Source organism: Hubeiibacter jixunmingi (genome assembly GCF_041928215.1).
Classification (GTDB): Bacteria; Pseudomonadota; Gammaproteobacteria; order Pseudomonadales; family Moraxellaceae; genus Acinetobacter.
This window is the reverse complement of sequence record NZ_JBHFHK010000038.1, coordinates 1-22,240: the sequence shown is the minus strand read 5'-3', so window position 1 is coordinate 22,240 and position 22,240 is coordinate 1. Positions and strand designations below refer to the sequence as shown.

The window sequence follows — 22,240 nt, the reverse complement described above, 5'->3', positions numbered from 1 at the left end:
CATTGGGCATCAGTAAGTGTTAGTCTATTCATATAATCAGAATAACTGATTTTCTTTGTATGTCAACACACCCTAAACCATTCTGATTGTGATAGCGATGTAACGACATTTAAAAGTCCATTTTTGATAGATTTTAAATCTTAGACAACACTGGCTTATTTTTTATATAATTTATGGCTTATTTTTTATGTTTTATCACAATAAGGAAAAATGTTATGCAATTTGATTTAGGTATTTTTGGCAAGAAAAATCTTGATAACGCAAGCGAGTTTTATCAACGTTTTAATATTCAATTGCCAACATGGCAAAAGCCACAAAATATCGCTTTAAGTTTTTCTAAAACATTGTTTAATGATGACGAAAATGATGATTTTTACGGTGACGATAGCTTTTATGCTGACAACATCAATTCCGACAGTTTAAATCAGTTGCAGAATCTATTACTTAAAAATCTACAAGCTGATTATTTAGCTGATTTGGATAAAACCGCACGTCAATTTTTTAGCAATTCAGCATTACAAAATGCTCAACAAAAGCATTTAATTCAAGATTTTATTGATGAACATTTTGAAAATATCAGTGATGAATTATGGCAATATCATCAAATCCACAATAATAATGGTACGGATTTCCTAGCCAAATTATCTTTGTCGGCAATTCACTTTTGGAGAATTGAACAACAGATTTGTACCGTGTTGGACTACGCGATAGACGGTGACTTATCTGATCAATTATTGGTTATTTATTTTGATCAAGACGCCCAAATCATTAATATCAGTCATGACAGTGAATAGATTATTAAAAGTAATAAAATCAATGAATTGTTACAACAGTAACATATTCTCTATTCTGCTTTAATTTTGTGAGTGCTATAATATTCCACCGAAAAAAATCGTCTTTATACTAGGGGTTTGTCGTGGTACAGTCCAATTTTGCTCAATTATCTCGCCGTGTTTCCAACAAATTATTAAATATGGTGGTCAAACCGCATTTGATTGGCGATACACCAACGCAAAGCATAGAACAAAACACCGAGCAAAATCAACAAAAAACCACATTTATCGTATATGTGCTACAAAGTTATTCACGTAGCAATGCCATGCTATTGGACAATGAAACCGAACGTTTAAAACTTACCCCTGCTCTCGTACCATTTCAATATCAAGACATTAAAGAAAATAAATCGGTTATTTTTCTCAAGAAACCCACTGAAAAATATAACTTTCCGCCACGTTTGATTCGTTTGATTGAAGCCTGTGAAAAATATAGCGAACTCGATATACGCCTTGTGCCAGTGACGATTTTATGGGGACGTGCACCAGATAAAGAAGATTCTTTGCTGAAATTATTATTTACCGATTCTTGGGCGACACCAAGTAAAGTCAAACAATTGATCAATATCGGTTTGCATAGCAGTGAGACTTATATTGAATTTCATGATGCGTTATCTTTGCGTGAAATGATTGATTTTTCTAAACAAAATCATCCCAATCTTTCCCCTGCCACACATATTTTAACGCAGCTAAATCAACTTTTGGACAGTAAACGTGCTGCGGTACTCGGTCCTGATTTGTCCGACCGTCGTAATGTGGTGAATAGCATCATCAAATCACGTGATATTCAAGAAGCCATTTTACAAGAAAGCTTACGTAATAAAATTAGCACCGATCAAGCAGAACGCCGTGCCATTGCCCATTTAGACGAAATCGCATCGGACTATTCTGCATCGACAGTACGTTTTGCGGACAGTAGCTTAAATCGTTTGTGGACACAGCTGTATGATGGTGTAGAAGTGCATCATTTTAATACAGTGCGTGAACTTGCTGATAAATATGAAATTATTTATACACCATGTCATCGTAGTCACATCGACTATTTATTATTGTCATTTGTGATTTACCAACGTGGCTTGCGTGTACCGCACGTAGCGGCAGGCAATAATTTAAATATCCCTTTTGTCGGTCAATTATTGCGTGGTGGCGGTGCGTTCTTTATGCGTCGTACTTTCCAAGGTGCACCACTTTATAGTGCTGTTTTTAAAGAATATTTATATAGTATTTTGTCACGCAATACGCCTTTGGAATACTTTATCGAAGGCGGACGTTCGCGTACAGGGCGTTTGCTTGCACCACGTACGGGGATGCTTGCCATGACTGTACATGGGCATTTGCGTGGACGTAGCAAGCCGATTGTATTTATCCCGACCTATATTGGCTATGAGCGTCTGATGGAAGGGGCGACTTATGTCGGTGAAATGGAAGGTAAACCAAAAGAAGCTGAGTCGATTTTGGGTATTTTAAAAACCGTGCGTAAGATTGAAAAAATCTTTGGCAAAGTGCATGTAAACTTTGGTGAGCCAGTATTTTTAGATGATATTTTGGCAAAGCATAATCTATCTGACAGTGTCATCGAACGCAATCAAGACAGCTTAAGCCCTGAATTATCACAAGTGGTGACCGATGCAGCCTATCGCATCATGGAGAATATCAACCGTGCAGCGGTGATTAATCCAGTATCGTTATTATCATTAATTTTATTATCCACAACCAAGCATACGTTGGATGAAAAAACCTGTATCGCTCAATTAGAATTTCATAAAAAGCTATTCCAGCTCGCACCGTATGATGAGCGTACTATTGTGACCGATTTGTCAGGTGAAGACATCATTGCTTATGGCTTAAAACTGAAGTTGATTAAACGTATTCAGCACGTTTTGGGTGATATTGTTGCGATCGAAGATGGACAAGCGATATTACTCACTTATTTTAGAAATAATATCTTGCATCTATTCTGCTTACCGTCATTGATTGCTGCTTTGGTCAGCCATAATGGTCGCATTAGCCAAAAAGATTTGAACAATGTTATCAAAGCCTTGTATCCATTTTTACAAGCGGAATTTTTCCTAAAATGGCAACGTGAAGACTTAGAGCCAGTGATTGCACAGTATTGTGATGCTTTGGTGAGCTGTGGTGTGATGAGCCGTAATGAAAATGGCGATTTGCAAAGCCCTTTGCCAAATAGCGAATACTTTCATCAGCTGAATCTATTGGGTCGTCCAGTACAAAAGAGCTTGGAACGCTACTTTATGGCGGTGACTTTGATTCATCAACGTGGTCAAGGCAAACTTAGCACCAAACAAGTGGAAGATTTGAGCCATTTACTTGGACAACGATTGTCGGCATTGCACGAGTTTAATTCACCTGAATCATTCGACCGTGCATTATTCCAAGGCTTTTTAAAGGTATTGGCACAGCAAGAATTTATCAAAATCAATGAACAAGGTTTGATTGAATTTGACCAACGTTTTGATAATATTGCTCTCAATGCGCATTTGGTTTTGGATGAAGATACGCTGAATATGTTGGCACATATCACCACGTTTAGCGATGAAGAATTGCAAAATACATTGGAAACTTTGGCAAATCAAAAATCCAAGTTGCGTAAAAAACTAAAGTAAATAAATTGGTTTTTTAAAATCATGTAAAAAAGGATGATAAGTTCATCCTTTTTTTATCCGTGATTGAAGCAAAATAGCATAATTTTTGAGAATAAAACCTACAAACTTGCAATTTAATTTTATTTAAATTAAGCTTAAATCCATGATATATGTATTATTTTGAGTCTAAATATGCCTATTGCCCTTGCCCAAGCGATGAAAATCAGCGATGCAACTTTGCAGCAATTGCATAAGCTCGAATTGTATAATACTCACGATATTTTATTTCATTTACCACGCGATTATGAAGACCGTAGCACGGTGATTTTGATGCAAGATGCTCGGGTGGGACGCACGGTATTGCTGGATGGCGAAGTCAAATCGGTCGATTTTCCGATGGGCAAACGCAAATCCATGGCGGTGCAAATCAGCGATGGTACAGGCAAAATCACTTTACGTTTTTATCATTTTTATAAAAGTTTAATCGACCATCTAGCAGTAGGCAAACAAGTACAAGTATTTGGCGAAGTGCGTTTGGGTTCACGTGGTTTGGAAATTTATCATCCTGAAATTCAAAACTTTGGTGATTTAAAAAATGATAAAAACCCAAAAGATAAAAATAATCCACAACAAACATGGCTCAGCCCGATTTACCCCAGTACCGAAGGTTTAAAACAGCCCAAATTACGTCAGATTGTCGATACTTTCCTAAAACGTTATAGTGATGATTTGCCTGAATTGATGCCCGAAGGTGTGGCAAAACATTTTAGCTTAAAGCAAGCCCTTGATTATATTCATCATCCACCACTAGATAGCAATGTAGAACAGCTGAAACAAGCTCGCCATCCCGCACAACAACGTTTGATTTTTGAAGAATTGGTTGCCCATCAAATCAGCCTATTACAAAGACGTTATTATTTAAGACAAATTCAAGCCCAAGCCTTTGCCCCAAGTCAAACTTTACAAAATGAATTATTAGCCCAATTACCCTTTAAACCGACCAATGCCCAATTGCGTGTCAGCCAAGAAATCGCCCAAGACCTAAATAAAAACCGCCCGATGTTGCGATTGGTACAAGGCGATGTCGGTGCAGGTAAAACCTTGGTGGCTGCCATGGCGATGTGTCATGTACTGGAACAAGGTGGGCAAGTAGCATTGATGGCACCCACGGAAATTTTAGCCGAACAGCATTTTATCAATTTTGCCAAATGGTTTGTGCCGCTGGGTTTTGATGTGGTGTTTTTGGCATCAAAATTAAAGACTAAAGAAAAAAATCAAGCCTTAAGCGATATTGCTACAGGCAATGCCAAAATCGTGGTCGGTACGCACGCCCTATTCCAAGAACAAGTGAATTTTCAACAGCTTAGTTTAGTGATTATTGATGAACAGCATCGTTTTGGGGTCGATCAGCGTTTGGCTTTGCGTGAAAAAGGTGGTGATTTTACCCCGCATCAATTGGTGATGACTGCCACGCCGATTCCACGTACTTTGGCGATGAGTGCTTATGGTGATTTGGATACCTCCATCATTGATGAATTACCGCCCAATCGTAGCCCTGTGCAAACCGTTGCCATGCCGATTGAACGCCGTGAGCAAGTGTTGCAAAGGCTGTATGACAATTGCCAACAAGGTAAGCAAGCCTATTGGGTCTGTACTTTGGTCGAGCAATCGGAAACCTTGGACGCTCAAGCTGCCGAAGCATTGATGCTTGAATTACAAGAGAAATTTCCTGATTTACGCATAGGCTTAGCACATGGCAAAATGAAAGCCGAAGAAAAACAAGCCGTCATGCACGCTTTTAAAAACAATCAATTACAATTATTGATTGCCACCACGGTGATTGAAGTTGGTGTCGATGTGCCGAATGCGTCGATTATGGTGATTGAAAATGCCGAGCGTTTGGGTTTATCGCAATTGCATCAATTGCGTGGGCGTGTTGGGCGTGGTTCGTTGCAGAGTTTTTGTGTGTTGTTATATAAATCGCCATTATCGCAAAATGGACAAGCCCGTTTGGATATTTTAAGGCAGACCAATGATGGTTTTGAGATTGCCGAGCGAGATTTGGAATTGCGTGGTGCGGGTGATTTATTAGGCACAAAACAGACGGGCGATTTGAGTTTTAAAGTGGCGGATTTACAACGTGATAGCTATCTTTTGGACAAAGCTCATCAGCTTGCCGACAGTATGTTGCAACATTATCCCGAGCAAGCCCAAGCCTTGATTCAACGTTGGCTACCGAATGCCCCGAAATATGCCTTTATTTAAAAAAGGATAATAAAATCAATCATGTTTAAATTATCCCATGCTTTATTACAACATTTAAAGCCATGTATTTTATGTCAGCAGTACCCTGCCCAAGCCCATGATGTATGCGATGCCTGTTGGCACGATTTGCCGTGGCAACCGCATCAAGTGCAACGGCATGATATCACTTGTCAGGCACAGCTTGCCTATGCTTTCCCCATTGCTCAAGTGATTGCACAATATAAAAATCAACAGCAATTGCATTATCAGCATTTATTAAGCAGTTGTTTGGCACGCTATCGCCCTGAAAATTTCCAGCATATTCAAGCCATTGTGCCAATGCCGATTGCGGTAGAAAAATTACAGCAACGTGGTTTTGACCATATCTATTTACTGGCAAAAGCTTTGGCGAAGCAATGGCAATTGCCACTTTGGCAACCTGTACAGCGTCAAGCTAGTTTGCAACAGCGTGGGTTAAACCGTAGTGAGCGATTGGATAATTTGCAAGGAAAATTTTATATTCATCAAACAGATAGGCATTATAAACATGTGTTGATGCTTGATGATGTCATCACCACTGGGGCGAGTTTGTCGGCTTTGGCACAGCACTTACAACAATTGGGTTGTGAAAACATTCAAGCCTTGTGTTTATGTGATGCGGCACAGAAGTAATCACTTATCCACAACATAAGCTATCCATTGCGGATAAGTGTTTAAACTGTGGATAAGTTTTAAAAATTACGCTTTAGGCTGTTCACAATGCAAACACGTTTTGCGTAAAAACCAAAACGTAAAGGTATGTTTGCCATAAGAATCGCCAAAATAATAGAAACTTTCCCCACAATAAGGGCAAATATTTTTAGAGAAAAAGTAAAACGTACTGATATAAAGATAAGCTATACACATCACTACAGCAAGCCAAGTATAATTTAAAACTTCTGCAATGCCGATACACGCCAAAAAGACAATTATATTACTGATTAAATAGCGATTTTTTTAATTTTGCAAGACTTAGATATTGTTGATATTTTTCATTATTTTGCATAATTTTTCACAAATTTAAAATGATTATTTATCATAGCATATCCTTGCTTGTATGCAAATTTACATCCTTTGCGATAACAATAATTCTATGGCGTAAAAATGGTGTAAATATGCTAAAATCCACAGGTAAAAATTTGCACCATCACCAAAAATTGCTCATAAATGCAACTTTAATATTTTTGCTGATGCGGTAAATTTGTTTTTATTACAGGTACTTAACAAGATGTCTCACACTCAGCAACACCCTTTAATCAGCATTGCCCCGATGATGGATTGGACGACCCGAGACTATCGTTACTTTGCCCGATTGTTTAATCCGCATGTGGTGATGTATAGCGAAATGGTGACCACTGGGGCGATTTTGCATGGTAATCCTGCTCGGCATTTGGATTTTGATGCTAGCGAACAGCCGATTATTTTACAATTGGGCGGTTCAGACCCACAACAACTGAAACAATGTAGCAAAATCGCTGAAGATTGGGGCTATGCAGGCGTAAACCTGAATGTCGGCTGTCCGAGTGACCGTGTACAAAATAATAAAATCGGGGCGTGCCTGATGGCTGAACCTGACTTGGTGGCGGAATGTATTAGCGAGATGCAATCGGCAGTAAATATCCCCGTCACCGTCAAACATCGTATCGGCATCGACCAACAAGATAGCTACGAAGAGATGCTACATTTTGTCGATACTGTGGCAAAAACAGGCTGTGAACATTTTATCGTGCATGCTCGCATTGCCCTATTACAAGGCTTATCGCCCAAAGAAAATCGGGAAATTCCGCCTTTGCGTTATGACGATGTGTATTTGCTCAAACAACAACGCCCACAGCTCAAAATCGAAATCAATGGTGGCATTAAAACCGTTAGCGACGTACAACAACATATGCAACACGTCGATGGCGTGATGATTGGGCGTGAAGCCTATCATAATCCGTATCTATTGGCAGAGCTTGGGCAAGCACTTTGGCAATTGCCCGCAGTCAATCGTTTTGACATCATGCACAAAATGTTACCGTATATCGAACAGCGTTTGGCAAATGGCGTACCGATGTCATTGATGAGTCGACATTTATTAGGTTTGTTTCAACATTTACCGTTTGGGCGAAAATGGCGTCAAGCCCTAAGCGGTGGACAAGCCAAAAGCGTGCAAGATATCCAAAATGCCTTAAACATGATGCAAGATGCTTTGGCTCAAGTGGATAAAGTAGATAGCCAAGCGGATAAAAAAGCATAGGATGTTGATATGAAATTTTGGCTATATTTGGTAAAAATTGTTCCCTTGTCGATGTTGCAGAGCATTGCCAGTATGGTGGCTTTTTTTGTCAATTTATATGCCAATGGTGGTATGCTATACAAAGCCCGTGTCAATTTTGCATTGATTTATCCTGATATGCCTGCCAAACAACGTGATGATTTGGCAAAGCTTACGGTAAAAAAACAATGTATTTCTTACGCAGAATCGGTGAAATGTTGGGCAATGCCACCTGAGTGGGCAATCGCCCAAATTCGCCAAGTGCATGACAAGGCGATTTTGGATGATGCATTTCAAAACGATGATGGTGTGCTGATTATCGTACCGCATTTTGGTACATGGGAAATCATGAATGCGTGGCTACATCAATATGGCAATCCGACCATCATGTATAAAGCCATGAAAAATCCACAGATAGACCAATTCGTACGCAATGCCCGTCAAGCCATGCATGCCGATTTAGTGCCGACCGATGCACAAGGGGTAAAGGCGTTATTCAAAGCCTTAAAACAAGGTGGCTTTAGTATTATTTTGCCTGACCATGTGCCACAGCCTGCGGGCGGTGTGATTGTACCGTTTTTTGCTGTGCCGTGTTTGACCGCAACCCTTGCCAGTAAAATGGCACAAAAAACTCGTTGCTGTTTGGTGGGATTAGATTGTTCTCGGCAAGATGATGGCGATGGTTTTGTGATTCATTGTCATGCCTTTGATGATGAAAATCTCTATCATGCCGATATTGAAATTGCCACGACTGCCATGAATCAAGCTATTGAAAAGATGATTGAGCGTTCACCAAGTGATTATCATTGGGCGTATAAGCGTTTTAAAGGCGTTGCCGAAATTGAGCAACGCTATCAACAAAGGCTTTAAAAAAGCTTTAAAAAACAATTAAGATTTTAAAATCTAAGCATTGATATTACTCAAATTACGCAATTTGGCATAATAACCGCCCTTCGCCATCAATTCATAATGTGAGCCTTGCTCAATAATATGCCCTTCATCCATCACAATGATACGGTCAGCTTGTTCAATGGTAGTCAAGCGGTGAGCAACAATAATACTGGTACGACCTTGCATCAACCGCTCTAATGCTTGTTGTACCAAGCGTTCTGATTCATTATCCAAAGCACTGGTGGCTTCATCAAGCAACAAAATCGGTGCATCTTTGAGAATAGCACGGGCAATCGACACACGCTGACGCTGACCGCCTGATAAATTACTGCCATTCGCCCCGATACGTTGATGCAAACCTTCGCTAGATTTATTCACCAGCTCACTTAAATTTGCCGCTTGTAAGGCATCTAAGACTTGTTGTTCTGTCGCATCTGGACGGCTATAACGTACATTTTCCAATAAGGTATCATCAAACAAAAAGATTTCTTGTGATACCAAAGCAAATTGTGAACGTAGATTTTCCAATTGAATATTTTGAATATCCACGCCATCTAAGCAAATCGTACCATTGGTCGGCAAAACAAAGCGTGGCAATAAATTCACCGCTGTGGTTTTACCTGAGCCTGAACGCCCTACAAAGGCGATTTTTTGCCCTGCTTGAATATGTAAATCAAAACTATCTAACGCTTTACGCCCTTCACTAGCATATTGCACGTCAACCTGATTAAAATCAATATTGCCTTTGACTTGGCTAAGCTGAACTTTGCCAGTATCTTTTTCGGGTGCAGTATCCAAAAATTTACATACCGAATCTGATGCCAAAAACATCGCTTGCATCGGAATGCTAATATTGGCAAGATTTTTAATCGGGCCAAACATCTGCATCATGGCAATGATAAATGCCATAAACTCACCAATGGTTGTGATACCTTGCTGACTTTGCCATAATGCGATAAAAATCACCACTGCCAAAGCGGTTGAGCCAATAGCTTCGCTAATCGGTGAACGAGCTGCTGATGCTTGATTAATTTTTTTGATCAAACGTAGAATCGTTGAATTTACCATCGCAAACCGTGAGGCTGCTTGGCGTTGCCCGCCAAATAGTTTGATTACCCGATGCCCTTGGTGTACTTCACTAATTGTTGTATTTAAAAGTCCTGTGGTTTTTTGAGAATTATCAATCACATCTCTCAGGCGGTTACGATAATATTTTGATAGCCATGATAAAATAGGAAACATGACTAAAATGATAAGCGTTAATTGCCAGTTAAGATAAAGTAAAACGCATATCAAACCAATCACAATCAACGTATCGCGAGTCAGTACGATAAATACATTGCTGGCATTATTAATCGAACTTTCTGCCATATTTACCATATTCATCAGCACATCGCCCGAACTATGATTTTGATAATAATCCGCAGGTAATGTCAGCATCTTTTGGAACATATCACGACGCAAATCACTGATTGCAACCGCTGCAACCCACGACAATAAATACTGACTAACAAAGCGACAAATACCCCGAAAAATCACCAAAAACATAAAAAACAATGGCACTACCCAAAGTTTATATTCGGTTTCCCAAATTAGATGATGAAAGCTATTTTTGAGATGAATTAAATAAGCTATCACACCACTTTCGGTGCGTATCGGCAGACTACCTTCAGGTGCGGCAAAACCTTGGTTGATCAATGGAGCAATAAAAGCTGCCAAATAGCTCTCGGTTAATGCTACACCGAAAATGGCAAATAAAGCCCATATAATGCGTGACTTATGCGGTCTGACATATGCCATCAAACGCATAAAGCTTGCGGTATCTTTTTCAGTAAATAAACCAAAAGTGAGTTTGTGGATCATAAGTGTATTATAAGCTGGTATCAGCGTGAATTATTTCATAAAAATAGCTTCTCAGGCAATGTGATTTGTGGAATTATTGATAATGACCTTGGCGAAAGTTTTAGTATGGACAATAAGATTAGATATGAAACAATCAAAAGTCTTAACGAGAACAAATCCAAACACTTAACGCATAGCAGTAGAATGTTTTGCCAAAATGATTGAAATTAACCAAGATGCTGAGTAGTAAAAGAATAAATCAGATTCTCAACTATTTAAAAGCGATGTCACCTACTTTGAGTTAGGTAATAAATACGACTTATCTGCAAGCAATGCCTATCGTAAAGTAACACAGATAAAATCAAATCATTACTATAAATTTATATAAAAGTAAATAGACCTCCTTCAAAAATGTAAATTTGGAGATTAACTTACCAATCTATAATTTTGAAAATGGCTATATTTTATTTTATATAAATGTTACAATTCGTACAATTTTTTTCATACTCTCCTTCGGGATTAATATGCTAGATCGTATTTCTCAAAATGCAAATAATGTTTTAAGATCAAAAAGATTTCTTTTAACTTTATGTAGTTTAATGATTTTTAGTATTTTAATATCAAGCGAAGTTTCGAGAAAAATTCCAAATACCGCTGCTGTGTTGATTTTTATCATTTCACTATTGGTATTACTATTTAACTTTAAGCGTTGGAAAACGCTTTCCCCTGCTATTCTCTTTACTTGCATCAGTTTTCCTTTATTAGTCAGTATAGATGTATTTTTAGGCGGTTTTAGTCAAGATATTCCATTATTAAAAACATATTGGAAAGCATCGAGTTTTGTATTTTTGCCACTTTTATTAGCATACAGCCGATTTAAAGTGGATGATTTCGGTAAATTATTACTTATTTTTACAGGAGTATCCATTTTCTTTAATACAATTATACTTTTTTATTTTGAATTAAACCGAATGCAGATTGATGCTTTATTGCGATATGTAATTATCTATGATGGTATGATATTTTCATTACTCGCGTGTGCGATGGTTTATATTTATCATATCTATACTCAAAATAAATGCTTGCTACATTACATTTTAATGTTTTGTCTTATTTTAGCCATGATGTTGCTTTTATTTCATGGCACACGTGCATTATTACCATCTCTAGTGATTATTCCCATTTATCTGATCTGTATTTACTGGAAAAAAGCAAAACTATTGGCTTTTGTAAAGTGTGTTGCAATCATACTTTTATTACCCTTTGTTTTTTTATCACCTTATTCCTCTATGCAAAATCGTGTGCAGAGCATTAACACTGAAATGACGAAATACACACACCAACAACCATCAAGTAGTGGTGACCGCCTCACCATGTGGGAGCTCGCTATTCAAGACTTCAAAAAATCACCTATTTTGGGGCAAGGTCTAGAAGGGTTAAAAAACACACATTGTAAAGCAATGGAAGAAAAGCGATTAAATGCTTGTTATGATCACGCTCATAGTATGTATTTCCATGAACTCTCTACTCATGGTATATTAGGCTTTATAGGTTTATTATCTATTTTTTTCATTCCCTTAAGCTATTTTTATAGATCTCATCTTTCCACTCCTAGCAATATGCAACAAAGACTTGCTATTCGAATGGGAGTTGTATTTGTATGTGTGACCATGATTAATAGCACTTTTGATTATTTTCTTATAAATACTCGATTTAGCATTATTTTATATGTGTTTTTGGTTGTTTTATTCATGTATTGGTCTAGACCGCAATTATATCAAGAGTAAAAGTATGGGAAAGATGATTTTATTTTATCTTTCTTTTTGTAGCGAATATAGTGGATTAGATTAGCAATAAGAAACCATTCGAATTGTGAGAAACTCTTTTCTTTAAGGCGAAGTGTAGCGGTCTAAATCATCATCCGATAGGCTTACTATGAATGAGAACCTAATCTTATTGCTATTTTAAATCACCATATATCTTTTAATCTTAATATTTTATGATATATAATCTCGTATTTAAGATAACAATCCAAATATAAGTAATCTACATCAAAAAAATACTCGCGATAGAACTTTTATTTAAAATTAATTTTACAAAACATGAGCACTTTTATTTTAGAAAATAAATGGGTACATTGATAGATTATCCTTTTAAGCTCACGTTGCATTTTATTCTTAAAAATCAGATTCGCTTTTATTGCTAATGCTGTTTTTTCAAAGCGTTGTTGACGATTTTTTTCTAGACTACTTTGGAAGACTATTTTATCTGTCTTTCCAAGGCGATCGGATTGTATGCATAATGCAGGCGACATTTGATAAACACGATGATTTTCTAATAAGTAATCTTCAAAAATAATATGATCCGATGGTTTAATATATTCAGCTTGTTTTATCATATTCACAAGGTGCTGACATGCCTTACGTGACAAAATATAACCTGCTGCACCAAGATGAATGTCTTGTAAACGTCTGAGCTGTCTGTTGTATATATCTTCTCGTGCGAATACACGCATATCTTTATATGAATCGAACATTTCTAGTTTGATAACATCAATATCAGGTTTGATCCACTCATCGTTTTGCAAAAATTGCTTGGCATCTGTACCCAAATAAATATCGTCTTCAAAAATTGCGATATAGTCTAGTTGATCGTCTATGGCTTTTTGCCACAAACTGACATGACTCAACAAACAAGCAATTTCGCCTTTGGTCAAATCAATATCATCTGAAAGTGTCATCGAAAATTTTTCTGCTAGTTGTGCAATTTGTGGTGGTTCAACCGCATCAAAAAAGGTAAAATCTATGCCCTGTTGTGTAAATTCTTGTGAAATATGACAACGTCGCTCTGTAGCAGAACGCAGACTAATCACATAGTTTTTTGAAGGCCTAAACGACATAGAACATTGATATTTTTTGTAAAAAACTGTGCTATTATTGCACGACCTTTCATTTTGTCAAGTATTCTTGGTTTCTTATGAAAATTTTACATGTTTTGCTTACTCGTATGCCTATTCCACCGCTAAAATATGGCGGAACAGAGCGTGTCTTATGGGCTCTAGGTATTGCTCAAAATGAAATGGGGCATGAAGTCCGCTATCTATTAAAAGCCAACTCCAACAACCACCCAGATGTTCTTGTGTATGATGAAATTAAATCATTTGATGAACAAATTGGTAATTGGCCTGACATTGTACACTTTCATTGGCCTTATGAAGGTGAACTAAAAAAACCTTTTGTTTGTACTGAACATAGTAACTGTGAAGTGGAAAAAAGTTTTCCAATTAACACGATTTATTTATCCAGCAAACATGCCGAAAATAATCAAGCACAGTGTTATGTACACAACGGCTTATACTGGCCAAGTTACGGTGAACCAAATTTTCAACCAAAAAATTATGTACACTTTTTAGCAAAAGCATCATGGCGAGTCAAGAATTTACAAGGCACTGTACGTATTGCACAAGCTGCGAATATGCCACTGCACGTATTAGGCGGTCACCGCTTCAATATCCGTCGTAATCCTTATTTTTATCTTTCACCAAATCTCCATTTCCATGGTATGGTGGGTGGTGATGAGAAAAACCAACTTATCGCAAATTCAAAAGGCTTGATCTTCCCTGTTTTATGGCACGAGCCATTTGGTTTGGCAGTCACGGAAAGTCTATATTTGGGCTGTCCTGTATTCGCAACACCTTTTGGCTCTTTGCCAGACATTATCAGTCAAGAAAATTTGGGCGTATTATCCGATAGTTATCAAGTATTAATTGAAGCTGTAAAAGATATTGATCGATTTGACCGTCGTGCTTGCCATGAACATGCAAAGACCTATTTTAGCCATATTGCTATGGCGAAATCTTATCAGGAATGCTATGAGCGAGTCTTGGCAGGTGAAACGCTGAATACTGCCCCACCACGCTCCAAAGCCAATATCAAAGCCCGATTACACATGATAGATGAGTAGTTTTATCTAAATACTACCTGTTGAAAAAAAGTGCGTTTACCTATACTGCGTTTGAGTTTTCTGATGATTTTGGCAAAATCAATAACGGGTGCATTCTCAAGTTTGACTTGGTTTTGTTTGGGATTGTTTTGCCGGTAAACTTCTAAGCTACTTGGTAGCTGATTTTTATCAAAAAACATACTTTGTACACACAAGGCGGGGACCACTTGATAGATATTCAATGGTTTTTTAAGTATCTCAAAGATAATATGGTCAATCGGTACAAATTTATCAGCGGACAGCGTTGTTAGATAACCCATTAGCTTGCTTGCCCCTGTGGTACTGATCAGATAGCCACCTGCCCCCATGTGTGGGCTATTTAGTGAACGTAACTTTCTATCTAATGAAGTGGCTATGCTTTTTCCTAAAGCGACTTTTTCAAAAAATGTTTCCAGCTTGATAATATCAAACGTAATATCAGATAACCAAGTGTCATCGTGCAAAAATTTATCCGCCTTTTCACCTAAATACACGTCATCCTCAAAAATGGCCATGTATTCAATATCATCGTCAAGCATTTTTTGCCATAGCGAAACATGACTTAAAAAGCATGCCTTCTCACCTACGGATAGCCGTTGATTATTTTGTAAATCAATGCCTAATTGCTCACCAATTGATGGTGTATCGGTTGGTGTAACCGCATCAAAAAATTCAAAATCAATCCCTTGCTGACCAAACTCTTGAATAATATGTCTACGGCGTTCGGTTGCTGTGGCAAGGCTAATCACATAATTTTTCATTTTTTAGACTCTCGGTTCATCTGCCATAACATAATATATTTATCCATCGTGTAACCGAGAGAAGCAAAAGCCAAGATAAACCCATAAGCTCCACCCATAAAGTCTGCACGCAGAATATATTCTCGAATAAACGCAAACCAAGAGCGAAATAATAGCCCGATTAGGCTGATTTTTTTGCCTTTTTTATTTTTTTCTGCTGCCCAATCATGACTATAGCGAATGTTTTTGATCAAAAAATGATGTAAATTATCATTGGTAATATGTGGCAAATAACCTTTTAGCACTTCACTGGGTACACGCTTCTGATCAAGCGATTCATGAACTTCAAGATCAGAATATTTAAAATGCTGGTTTGCATACAGTCTTGCGAGCTTATCGGTATACCACCAACGCTTTTGTACTTCAACACCACAAAATGTATTCACCCTAGCTAAGCTAAAGACTTTATCAGTCTGTACGGGTTGATTTAATACTTGGGTAATGGTTTGACGTAAATCTTGATCCAAGCGTTCATCTGCATCAAGTACCAATACATAATCTGATGTCGCATAGCTCTGTGCCAATTGGCGTTGTTTACCAAAACCTTTCCAATCGGTATTCACATACCATTTTGCCCCAAAACTTTCGGCAATTTCTCGGGTATTGTCTGTACTGCCACTGTCTAAAATAATGATTTCATCCACCAAATCATGTACGGTATCTAGGCAGGCTTTGAGATGTTTAGATTCATTTTTTAAAATCATCACCAAAGATAAGCTACTTTTTTTGTGAGATAAATCAATAGGCTGTAAATCTTTTGCCATACTGACTGAATCAAGAAAAGCTTGTTCGGCTTGGTTATGCGTTAGGTCATACAAAATTGCGTACTTATTAAAAGTATATTGTACAAATAGTAATGAATAGACTAAGCCATAACTACCTTGTAAAAATCGCCCATCAAAAATATATTGCTTAAAAAACGCCCACAAGGGATTAGCAAAGACTTTAAATAATTTACCTTTTTTGCCTTGCTGGTGGCGATCAACCGCCCAAGCTTTGGCATAATCTAAACGCTTTTCTAACCAAAACTTAGGGCTTGGTGCAGTATGATGATGTAGAAATCCATCTAAAGTATCGGTTTTAGCATCATTCAACACCACCGATTCATGCACCAAATTATCATCGTAGCCAAAGGTCGCAGGATACAAACGCCAGTGGGCTTTTACCCCCCAAAGTGCATTATCAATCTGATGACCGAAGACAAAATCAAGGCGTTTAATACCATATACCGTATTTTCTGGTTTATTCTGAATGGTTTTTAAAATACTGTCTTTGAGTGCTGGGGTAACTTCTTCATCAGCGTCAAGTGCCAAAATCCAATCACCTGTGGCATAAGATTGAGCGATTTGACGTTGTTTCCCAAAGCCTTGCCAGTTGGTATTTACAAACCATTTTGCCCCAAAGCTTTCGGCAATTTCTCGGCTGTTATCAGTACTACCACTGTCTAACACAAGAATTTCATCTGCCAAACCTTGTAGCGGTGGCAATGAAATCGCTAAATTATGTGCTTCGTTTTTTACCATCATGACGACAGATAAGCGGTGGGGATTGTTCATTACTGCCACGCCTCTTTAATCCAATCACTTGGCAATACATAGCGATACCATTTACCTCCACCACCCGAAATGGCATCGGGTGGATTGATTTCACCGTGGAAAATCACGATTTTTGCCCCAGCAGGTTTTTTCGGTGGCACAAAATACGCCATTGGAATTTTTTGCAGGCAATGATATTTAAAGCTTACGCACCATGATTCGTCCCAATATTCTAAGTGATGATGCTCACGCAAATAATTAGATAAAAAAGCTTGTTCATGGCGTACTTGTTGGCGAATTGTTTCAAAATTTTGTTCAAAATAGTGAAGCAAATTTGGATAGGTATTTTGCCCGACTTTAAAGCGATAGACCGAACTATTACCCACCATCCGCCATGGCTTTTTCCAATCGCGGATAATCATCACGCTATCTTCATGCTCTGCCTTGTGGGTAAAAAAGCAATCAATATTATCCACTATCACAATATCAATATCTAAAAATAACGCTGTGCCGTGTAGGTCGTATAATTCAGGCTTAAAAGTAGTGAGCTTTTTCCAGCCCCGTTCAGGTAAATTAGACGGTAAGTTTAACTCTGGAATAGGATAACATTGAATATCACTATGTATGCCCGTACTGTCATCGGTCAAGCACACCATCTGAAAAGGCAAAGTCAGATGACGTTTCACCATATTATAAAGGCGATTGACATATTCGGCACCGTATTTGGTACCCCATTTCATACAGATGATATAACGGTTTTCGGTGCTTGGCATGGTGGCAGACATAGGAAATTTTTAGGTTTTAGAACTGCGATTATTTTAGCATAGCATCCACTTACAAGTGAGTTATAATTGTTAAAAAATAGACCTAACAAAACTATTGTAGTTTTTTCAAATGATACTGCATTCTATGGTATTCTGCTTTTTCAAAAAATTCAAAAAGAATACTGGAGTTTTTCTCATCCTTTATAAATGCTAACATATCTTCTTCTGCCAAATCTAAAGTCGCCATCATCTCTAAAAGAAACGTTTGTCTTTGACCACACAATTTACGCCCATTCAAATTTAACAATGTAATCGCTTGCTTTGCTCGATCCGTTTTAGCAATCAATTCGCCTGCCCAATTAAGTCTGATTTCATCGTCACATTCAGGCATTAGCGGTGTTAAATCCAATACTTGATTACCTTTTGCGTTATCACATTGTTTTGATACCTGACACGACAATAATAGATTCTGATAATCGAATGTTAGCTTCGAATGTTTATTACGACTATGCAAATGCTCAATAGTTGCAACTTCTTCCAAAATCTGCCCACAATAACAACATAAGCCATACTGTTCTTCTCGCAATTGTTCTCGCAGAATTTCATAGCCTTCTCGATAATCTTGGCTTAAATTCCACTCTGTTGGTTTATTCTTTTTCACCCATTGTGCAACATCCGATGGCATGGATAATTTTTTATCAATAAATTGCATTATCCAAGTTCCTTATTCTTAGATATTTTTTCTTTAGCCAGTAACAGCTTTACTTTAAACAATTGCTCGCTATTCGGTGCAATCACTTGAGCTAACTTTTTAACTTTTTCTTCCGCAGATTCAATATTTTTTTCGCTTAAATCACGTAAAATCTCATTAAACTTTTCTTCAATTTCAGGGGTTCTTGGTGGTACATCAAAAACGTCATTCAGTAATGCATTGGCGTCTGCACCATAAATATTTCCTGTCTCATATAACTCACCATCGTCTAATACATAAACCAATACATCTGCTCTATCACTCACAATTAATGGTGAATGTGTAGTTAAAATAAATTGGACTTTTGGAAAGGTTCTTACTAATTTATCGATTAAATCATGTTGCCATTTTGGATGTAAATGCAAATCCACTTCATCAATCATCACCACGCCTTCCCCTAAAAGTGGGTTTTCTAAGCTTGGATTTAAAATGGCTAAACGACGTGCAATATCACCCACCAAAGCTAAGAGTGATTTTTCACCTTGTGATAATTGATTAACATCCAATTCTTGACCGTCTTTTTCAACAATCATGGTTGGGGTGCCTTGACGACGTATTTTAGGATTTTTTAATCCCGTAAACTCCTCTATTGCAACCCTAACAGCATTTAAAGACTTCCTTCCTTCAAAATTTACACTATTTTTATAACTATCTAAGTTTAAAGTGATTTTTTGAAAAGCTTGCTCTGCTCTAAAAATTTGTTCCTGTATATAACTCAATTGATTATACATTTTTGCCTTTTCAAGTCCGACCGCAAAATCAAGCCTATTTTTTATTTCTTGTTCCTCTAATCTTAATAATTGAATAGAATGACTATAGTTAGCATTTAATTGCGAATTTTCATCTAGTTTTCTTAAAATCTCTTCGTTCTCCACATCTTCATTATCTCTAAACCATTGAATAAATTGAAAGAAAGAGTTATTCATTGTTAATGAATTCTCATATCCTGTAAGAATATTAGCAGTAAAACTTTCATCTAAGTTCTCATGATTCCACTTTTGATTATTTCTAGTATCTCCAGACAAGGCAACCAGAGGTAAATTATGAATTAAGCCCTTTCTAAAGCCTTTCACATAATTACCGATTAAATCTTTTAAACCATCTTCTCTGTAATTAAATGAACTATTTCCTCTAAAATCTTGTTGTTTAAAACTTGATATTTCCCATGAGATATTTTTAGAGCGATATTCATCTTGAGCAGTTATTTTTATTAGTACATCACTTTTTCCATTCTTAATAGAAAGATGATTCGGTAAATTTCCAATTCCATTACTATCTTTCAGTAGTTCAATAAACCAACTCAACCCTGTTGCCAGTGCTTGTAAAATCTGTGATTTTCCTGCACCATTATTTCCCACAATGATTGTAACATTAGATTTTTTTTCTGCTGTGGGTGCAAAAGCAATCGTTAAATCATCAAAGCGACCATAGTTTTTTAACTGCAACTGTTTAATTTTCATCGCTATCACCCCTAAATATTATTTTTAAACAAAAACTGTGGATAAAGCATAACTTATCCACAGTTTTTTTACCGCTAAAAAGACCGATTAACCACCAATCTTTTTATACTTGGCACGTGTTGGACGTGCTTCATCGCCCAAACGTTCCTTACGCCATTTTTCATATTCGGTATAGTTACCGTCAAAGAATTCTGGCTGTTCATTTTCAAACGACAAGATATGCGTTGCAATACGGTCTAAGAACCAACGGTCATGCGATACCACCATCACTGTACCTGGGAACACCAAGATTGCATCTTCCAAAGCACGCAAAGTTTCTACGTCCAAATCGTTCGATGGTTCATCGAGTAAAATAACGTTTGCACCTTGTTGTAGGATTTTTGCCAATTGCAAACGGTTACGCTCACCACCTGACAATTCACCGACACGTTTTTGTTGGTCTTGACCTTTGAAGTTAAAACGACCAATGTACGAACGTGAAGGCGTTTCATAATCGCCGACTTTGAGAATATCTAAACCGCCTGATACTTCTTCCCAAACAGTTTTGTTATTGTCCAAAGTATCACGAATCTGACCAACATAAGCCACTTTGACTGAATCACCCAGCGTTACCGTACCAGTATCAGGCTGTTGTTCGCCAGTCATCATACGGAAAAGTGTAGTTTTACCCGCACCGTTTGGACCTACAATACCAACAATCGCACATGGCGGTACAGTAAAGCTCAAGTTTTCGTACAGCACACGACCATCGAATGACTTGCTGATATTTTCCACTTCCACCACTTTGTTGCCCAAACGTGGACCCGGTGGAATGTAGATTTCAGAGGTTTCGTTACGCTGTTGGAATTCTTTTGAGTTAAGCTCTTCAAAGCGTTCCAAACGGGCTTTATTTTTCTTTTGCTGACCTTTGGCATTCTGACGAACCCATTCCAATTCTTTTTTCAAAGCTTTGGCAAATGATTCTTCTTGCTTCTGTTCTTGCTCTAGACGTGCATTTTTCTGCTCAAGCCAAGTAGTATAGTTACCTTGATATGGAATACCATGCCCACGGTCAAGCTCCAAAATCCATTCCGCCACGTTATCCAAGAAATAACGGTCGTGCGTAATCGCCACAATCGTGCCTGGAAAATCTTTTAAGAAACGCTCTAACCAAGATACAGACTCTGCATCCAAGTGGTTGGTCGGTTCGTCAAGCAATAACATGTCTGGCTTAGACAATAACAAACGGCATAATGCTACACGACGACGCTCACCACCTGATAGCTTGGTGACATCGGCATCCCAAGCAGGCAAACGCAATGCATCCGCCGCTTGTTCCATTTGGTTATTTAAGTTGTGCGCGTCCCACGCATGGATGATGGATTCTAATTTCTCTTGCTCTTTTGCCAAAGCATCAAAATCTGCATCTTCCACCGCATATTCAGCAAAGACTTCGTCTAAGCGTGCCAAAGCGTCCAAAGGCTCACGCAAACCATCTTCCACATTACCACGCACATCTTTGGTTGGGTCTAGTGGTGGTTCTTGCTCAAGGTAACCAATTTTGATGCCTGGTTGTGGACGTGCTTCACCATTAAAGTCTTTGTCCACGCCTGCCATAATACGTAATAGTGTAGATTTACCTGCACCGTTCAAGCCCAGTACGCCAATTTTGGCACCTGGGAAAAATGATAACGAAATATCCTTTAAGATTTCACGCTTAGGTGGAACCATTTTGGATACTTTGTTCATGGTATAAATATATTGAGCCACGATCAGTGTCCTAGATTAAAAATCAAACTTAAAGCTACGCAACATTATACGGTAAAAGCGAACTAAACTAAACCTTTTCACCATGTTGTTTTGTAGATTATAACTTTACTTGTGACTGTATTTTGTTATGATAATTACTGCTGTTTTACAGCGAATTGATCAATAAATTTGGCAATAAACACAGGGAAGTATGATGAGTTATAAAGATGAGATATTAGCAATCCACGCAGGTTATGACCCTGAAGCGACGCCAAAAGTCTTGCTTGTCATCCTGTGACCACAACTCACCATCAGCTGAATGTTGAAGAATTAAAGTCGGCTGGTGTCAGTGAAGACATGGTGCGATTATCTATCAGTATAGAGCATATTGATGATTTAATTGCAGATTTAGAGCAAGCTTTAGCTAAAGTATAAGCTAGGGTGTGTTGACATACAAAGAAAATCAGTTATTCTGATTATATGAATAGACTAACACTTACTGATGCCCAATG

The 22,240-nt window shown here is 37.8% G+C and carries 16 protein-coding genes and 1 pseudogene; 9 read left to right on the top strand and 8 right to left on the bottom strand.

Features of this window, described 5'->3' with window-relative positions; all coding sequences use genetic code 11:
- Positions 1-215: 215 nt before the first annotated feature.
- The 6 genes from ACEYX7_RS07135 to ACEYX7_RS07110 all read left to right on the top strand — a co-directional run bounded on the left by ACEYX7_RS07135 (position 216) and on the right by ACEYX7_RS07110 (position 8,846).
- Complete coding sequence (locus tag ACEYX7_RS07135; RefSeq protein ID WP_374900371.1) at positions 216-794, top strand: hypothetical protein; 579 nt, start codon at positions 216-218, stop codon at positions 792-794.
- A gap of 122 nt (positions 795-916) precedes the next feature.
- Positions 917-3,457 carry a glycerol-3-phosphate 1-O-acyltransferase PlsB gene (gene plsB / locus ACEYX7_RS07130; RefSeq protein WP_374900370.1) on the top strand — a complete coding sequence of 847 codons (2,541 nt, stop codon included), beginning with the start codon at positions 917-919 and terminating at the stop codon, positions 3,455-3,457.
- Positions 3,458-3,628: 171 nt separating this feature from the next.
- Complete coding sequence (gene recG, locus ACEYX7_RS07125; protein WP_374806735.1) at positions 3,629-5,701, top strand: ATP-dependent DNA helicase RecG; 2,073 nt, start codon at positions 3,629-3,631, stop codon at positions 5,699-5,701.
- Positions 5,702-5,722: 21 nt separating this feature from the next.
- Complete coding sequence (locus ACEYX7_RS07120) at positions 5,723-6,352, top strand: ComF family protein (RefSeq protein WP_374804033.1); 630 nt, start codon at positions 5,723-5,725, stop codon at positions 6,350-6,352.
- A gap of 595 nt (positions 6,353-6,947) precedes the next feature.
- Positions 6,948-7,958 carry a tRNA dihydrouridine(20/20a) synthase DusA gene (dusA, locus tag ACEYX7_RS07115; protein WP_374804035.1) on the top strand — a complete coding sequence of 337 codons (1,011 nt, stop codon included), beginning with the start codon at positions 6,948-6,950 and terminating at the stop codon, positions 7,956-7,958.
- Positions 7,959-7,967: 9 nt separating this feature from the next.
- Positions 7,968-8,846: a lysophospholipid acyltransferase family protein gene (locus ACEYX7_RS07110; protein ID WP_374804037.1), complete on the top strand. Its 879-nt coding sequence runs from the start codon at positions 7,968-7,970 to the stop codon at positions 8,844-8,846.
- 33 nt (positions 8,847-8,879) lie between these two features.
- On the opposite strand, the gene msbA is transcribed toward ACEYX7_RS07110, so the two are convergent.
- Entirely contained in the window at positions 8,880-10,730 is a 1,851-nt protein-coding gene (msbA, locus tag ACEYX7_RS07105; RefSeq protein ID WP_374804039.1) for a lipid A export permease/ATP-binding protein MsbA, read from the bottom strand.
- A 503-nt stretch (positions 10,731-11,233) separates the two neighbouring features.
- On the opposite strand from msbA, the gene ACEYX7_RS07100 reads away from it, so the two are divergent.
- Positions 11,234-12,496, top strand: coding sequence for an O-antigen ligase family protein (locus ACEYX7_RS07100; protein ID WP_374804041.1), 1,263 nt, complete (start codon positions 11,234-11,236; stop codon positions 12,494-12,496).
- Between the two features lie 290 nt (positions 12,497-12,786).
- Here the strand turns inward: ACEYX7_RS07100 and ACEYX7_RS07095 are convergent, their stop codons facing one another.
- A complete protein-coding gene (locus ACEYX7_RS07095; protein WP_374804043.1) occupies positions 12,787-13,608 on the bottom strand; it encodes a glycosyltransferase family 25 protein in 822 nt (273 codons plus the stop codon).
- 77 nt (positions 13,609-13,685) lie between these two features.
- On the opposite strand from ACEYX7_RS07095, the gene ACEYX7_RS07090 reads away from it, so the two are divergent.
- Positions 13,686-14,672, top strand: coding sequence for a glycosyltransferase family 4 protein (locus tag ACEYX7_RS07090; RefSeq protein WP_374804045.1), 987 nt, complete (start codon positions 13,686-13,688; stop codon positions 14,670-14,672).
- Positions 14,673-14,674: 2 nt separating this feature from the next.
- On the opposite strand, the gene ACEYX7_RS07085 is transcribed toward ACEYX7_RS07090, so the two are convergent.
- From ACEYX7_RS07085 to ettA, 6 genes are all read right to left on the bottom strand, one after another.
- Complete coding sequence (locus ACEYX7_RS07085; RefSeq protein ID WP_374804047.1) at positions 14,675-15,451, bottom strand: glycosyltransferase family 25 protein; 777 nt, start codon at positions 15,449-15,451, stop codon at positions 14,675-14,677.
- Positions 15,448-17,046, bottom strand: a complete 1,599-nt coding sequence (locus ACEYX7_RS07080) for a glycosyltransferase family 2 protein (protein WP_374804049.1) — start codon at positions 17,044-17,046, stop codon at positions 15,448-15,450. The genes ACEYX7_RS07085 and ACEYX7_RS07080 overlap by 4 nt, the downstream gene beginning before the upstream one ends.
- Positions 17,046-17,810: a glycosyltransferase gene (locus ACEYX7_RS07075; protein ID WP_374804051.1), complete on the bottom strand. Its 765-nt coding sequence runs from the start codon at positions 17,808-17,810 to the stop codon at positions 17,046-17,048. The genes ACEYX7_RS07080 and ACEYX7_RS07075 overlap by 1 nt, the downstream gene beginning before the upstream one ends.
- Before the next feature lie 91 nt (positions 17,811-17,901).
- The gene (locus tag ACEYX7_RS07070) at positions 17,902-18,501 is read right to left on the bottom strand and encodes a retron system putative HNH endonuclease (RefSeq protein ID WP_374804053.1); all 600 of its coding nucleotides are present in this window, start codon (positions 18,499-18,501) and stop codon (positions 17,902-17,904) included.
- Positions 18,501-20,000, bottom strand: a complete 1,500-nt coding sequence (locus ACEYX7_RS07065) for an AAA family ATPase (protein ID WP_374804055.1) — start codon at positions 19,998-20,000, stop codon at positions 18,501-18,503. Before ACEYX7_RS07065 ends, ACEYX7_RS07070 begins: the two co-directional genes overlap by 1 nt.
- An 87-nt stretch (positions 20,001-20,087) precedes the next feature.
- On the bottom strand, positions 20,088-21,749 hold the full coding sequence (gene ettA, locus ACEYX7_RS07060) for an energy-dependent translational throttle protein EttA (protein ID WP_374900369.1): 1,662 nt from the start codon (positions 21,747-21,749) through the stop codon (positions 20,088-20,090).
- A gap of 246 nt (positions 21,750-21,995) precedes the next feature.
- On the opposite strand from ettA, the pseudogene ACEYX7_RS07055 reads away from it, so the two are divergent.
- Positions 21,996-22,163: pseudogene (locus tag ACEYX7_RS07055) on the top strand (PLP-dependent transferase); the annotation flags it as partial.
- Positions 22,164-22,240: the final 77 nt, after the last annotated feature.

Bases quoted from the DNA above. Each gene is read 5' to 3' on its own strand.
- ACEYX7_RS07135 (WP_374900371.1), top strand. From the start codon at position 216: ATGCAATTTGATTTAGGTATTTTTGGCAAGAAAAATCTTGATAACGCA.
- recG (WP_374806735.1), top strand. From the start codon at position 3,629: ATGCCTATTGCCCTTGCCCAAGCGATGAAAATCAGCGATGCAACTTTG.
- ACEYX7_RS07120 (WP_374804033.1), top strand. From the start codon at position 5,723: ATGTTTAAATTATCCCATGCTTTATTACAACATTTAAAGCCATGTATT.
- dusA (WP_374804035.1), top strand. From the start codon at position 6,948: ATGTCTCACACTCAGCAACACCCTTTAATCAGCATTGCCCCGATGATG.
- ACEYX7_RS07110 (WP_374804037.1), top strand. From the start codon at position 7,968: ATGAAATTTTGGCTATATTTGGTAAAAATTGTTCCCTTGTCGATGTTG.
- msbA (WP_374804039.1), bottom strand. From the start codon at position 10,730: ATGATCCACAAACTCACTTTTGGTTTATTTACTGAAAAAGATACCGCA.
- ACEYX7_RS07100 (WP_374804041.1), top strand. From the start codon at position 11,234: ATGCTAGATCGTATTTCTCAAAATGCAAATAATGTTTTAAGATCAAAA.
- ACEYX7_RS07095 (WP_374804043.1), bottom strand. From the start codon at position 13,608: ATGTCGTTTAGGCCTTCAAAAAACTATGTGATTAGTCTGCGTTCTGCT.
- ACEYX7_RS07090 (WP_374804045.1), top strand. From the start codon at position 13,686: ATGAAAATTTTACATGTTTTGCTTACTCGTATGCCTATTCCACCGCTA.
- ACEYX7_RS07085 (WP_374804047.1), bottom strand. From the start codon at position 15,451: ATGAAAAATTATGTGATTAGCCTTGCCACAGCAACCGAACGCCGTAGA.
- ACEYX7_RS07080 (WP_374804049.1), bottom strand. From the start codon at position 17,046: ATGAACAATCCCCACCGCTTATCTGTCGTCATGATGGTAAAAAACGAA.
- ACEYX7_RS07075 (WP_374804051.1), bottom strand. From the start codon at position 17,810: ATGTCTGCCACCATGCCAAGCACCGAAAACCGTTATATCATCTGTATG.
- ACEYX7_RS07070 (WP_374804053.1), bottom strand. From the start codon at position 18,501: ATGCAATTTATTGATAAAAAATTATCCATGCCATCGGATGTTGCACAA.
- ACEYX7_RS07065 (WP_374804055.1), bottom strand. From the start codon at position 20,000: ATGAAAATTAAACAGTTGCAGTTAAAAAACTATGGTCGCTTTGATGAT.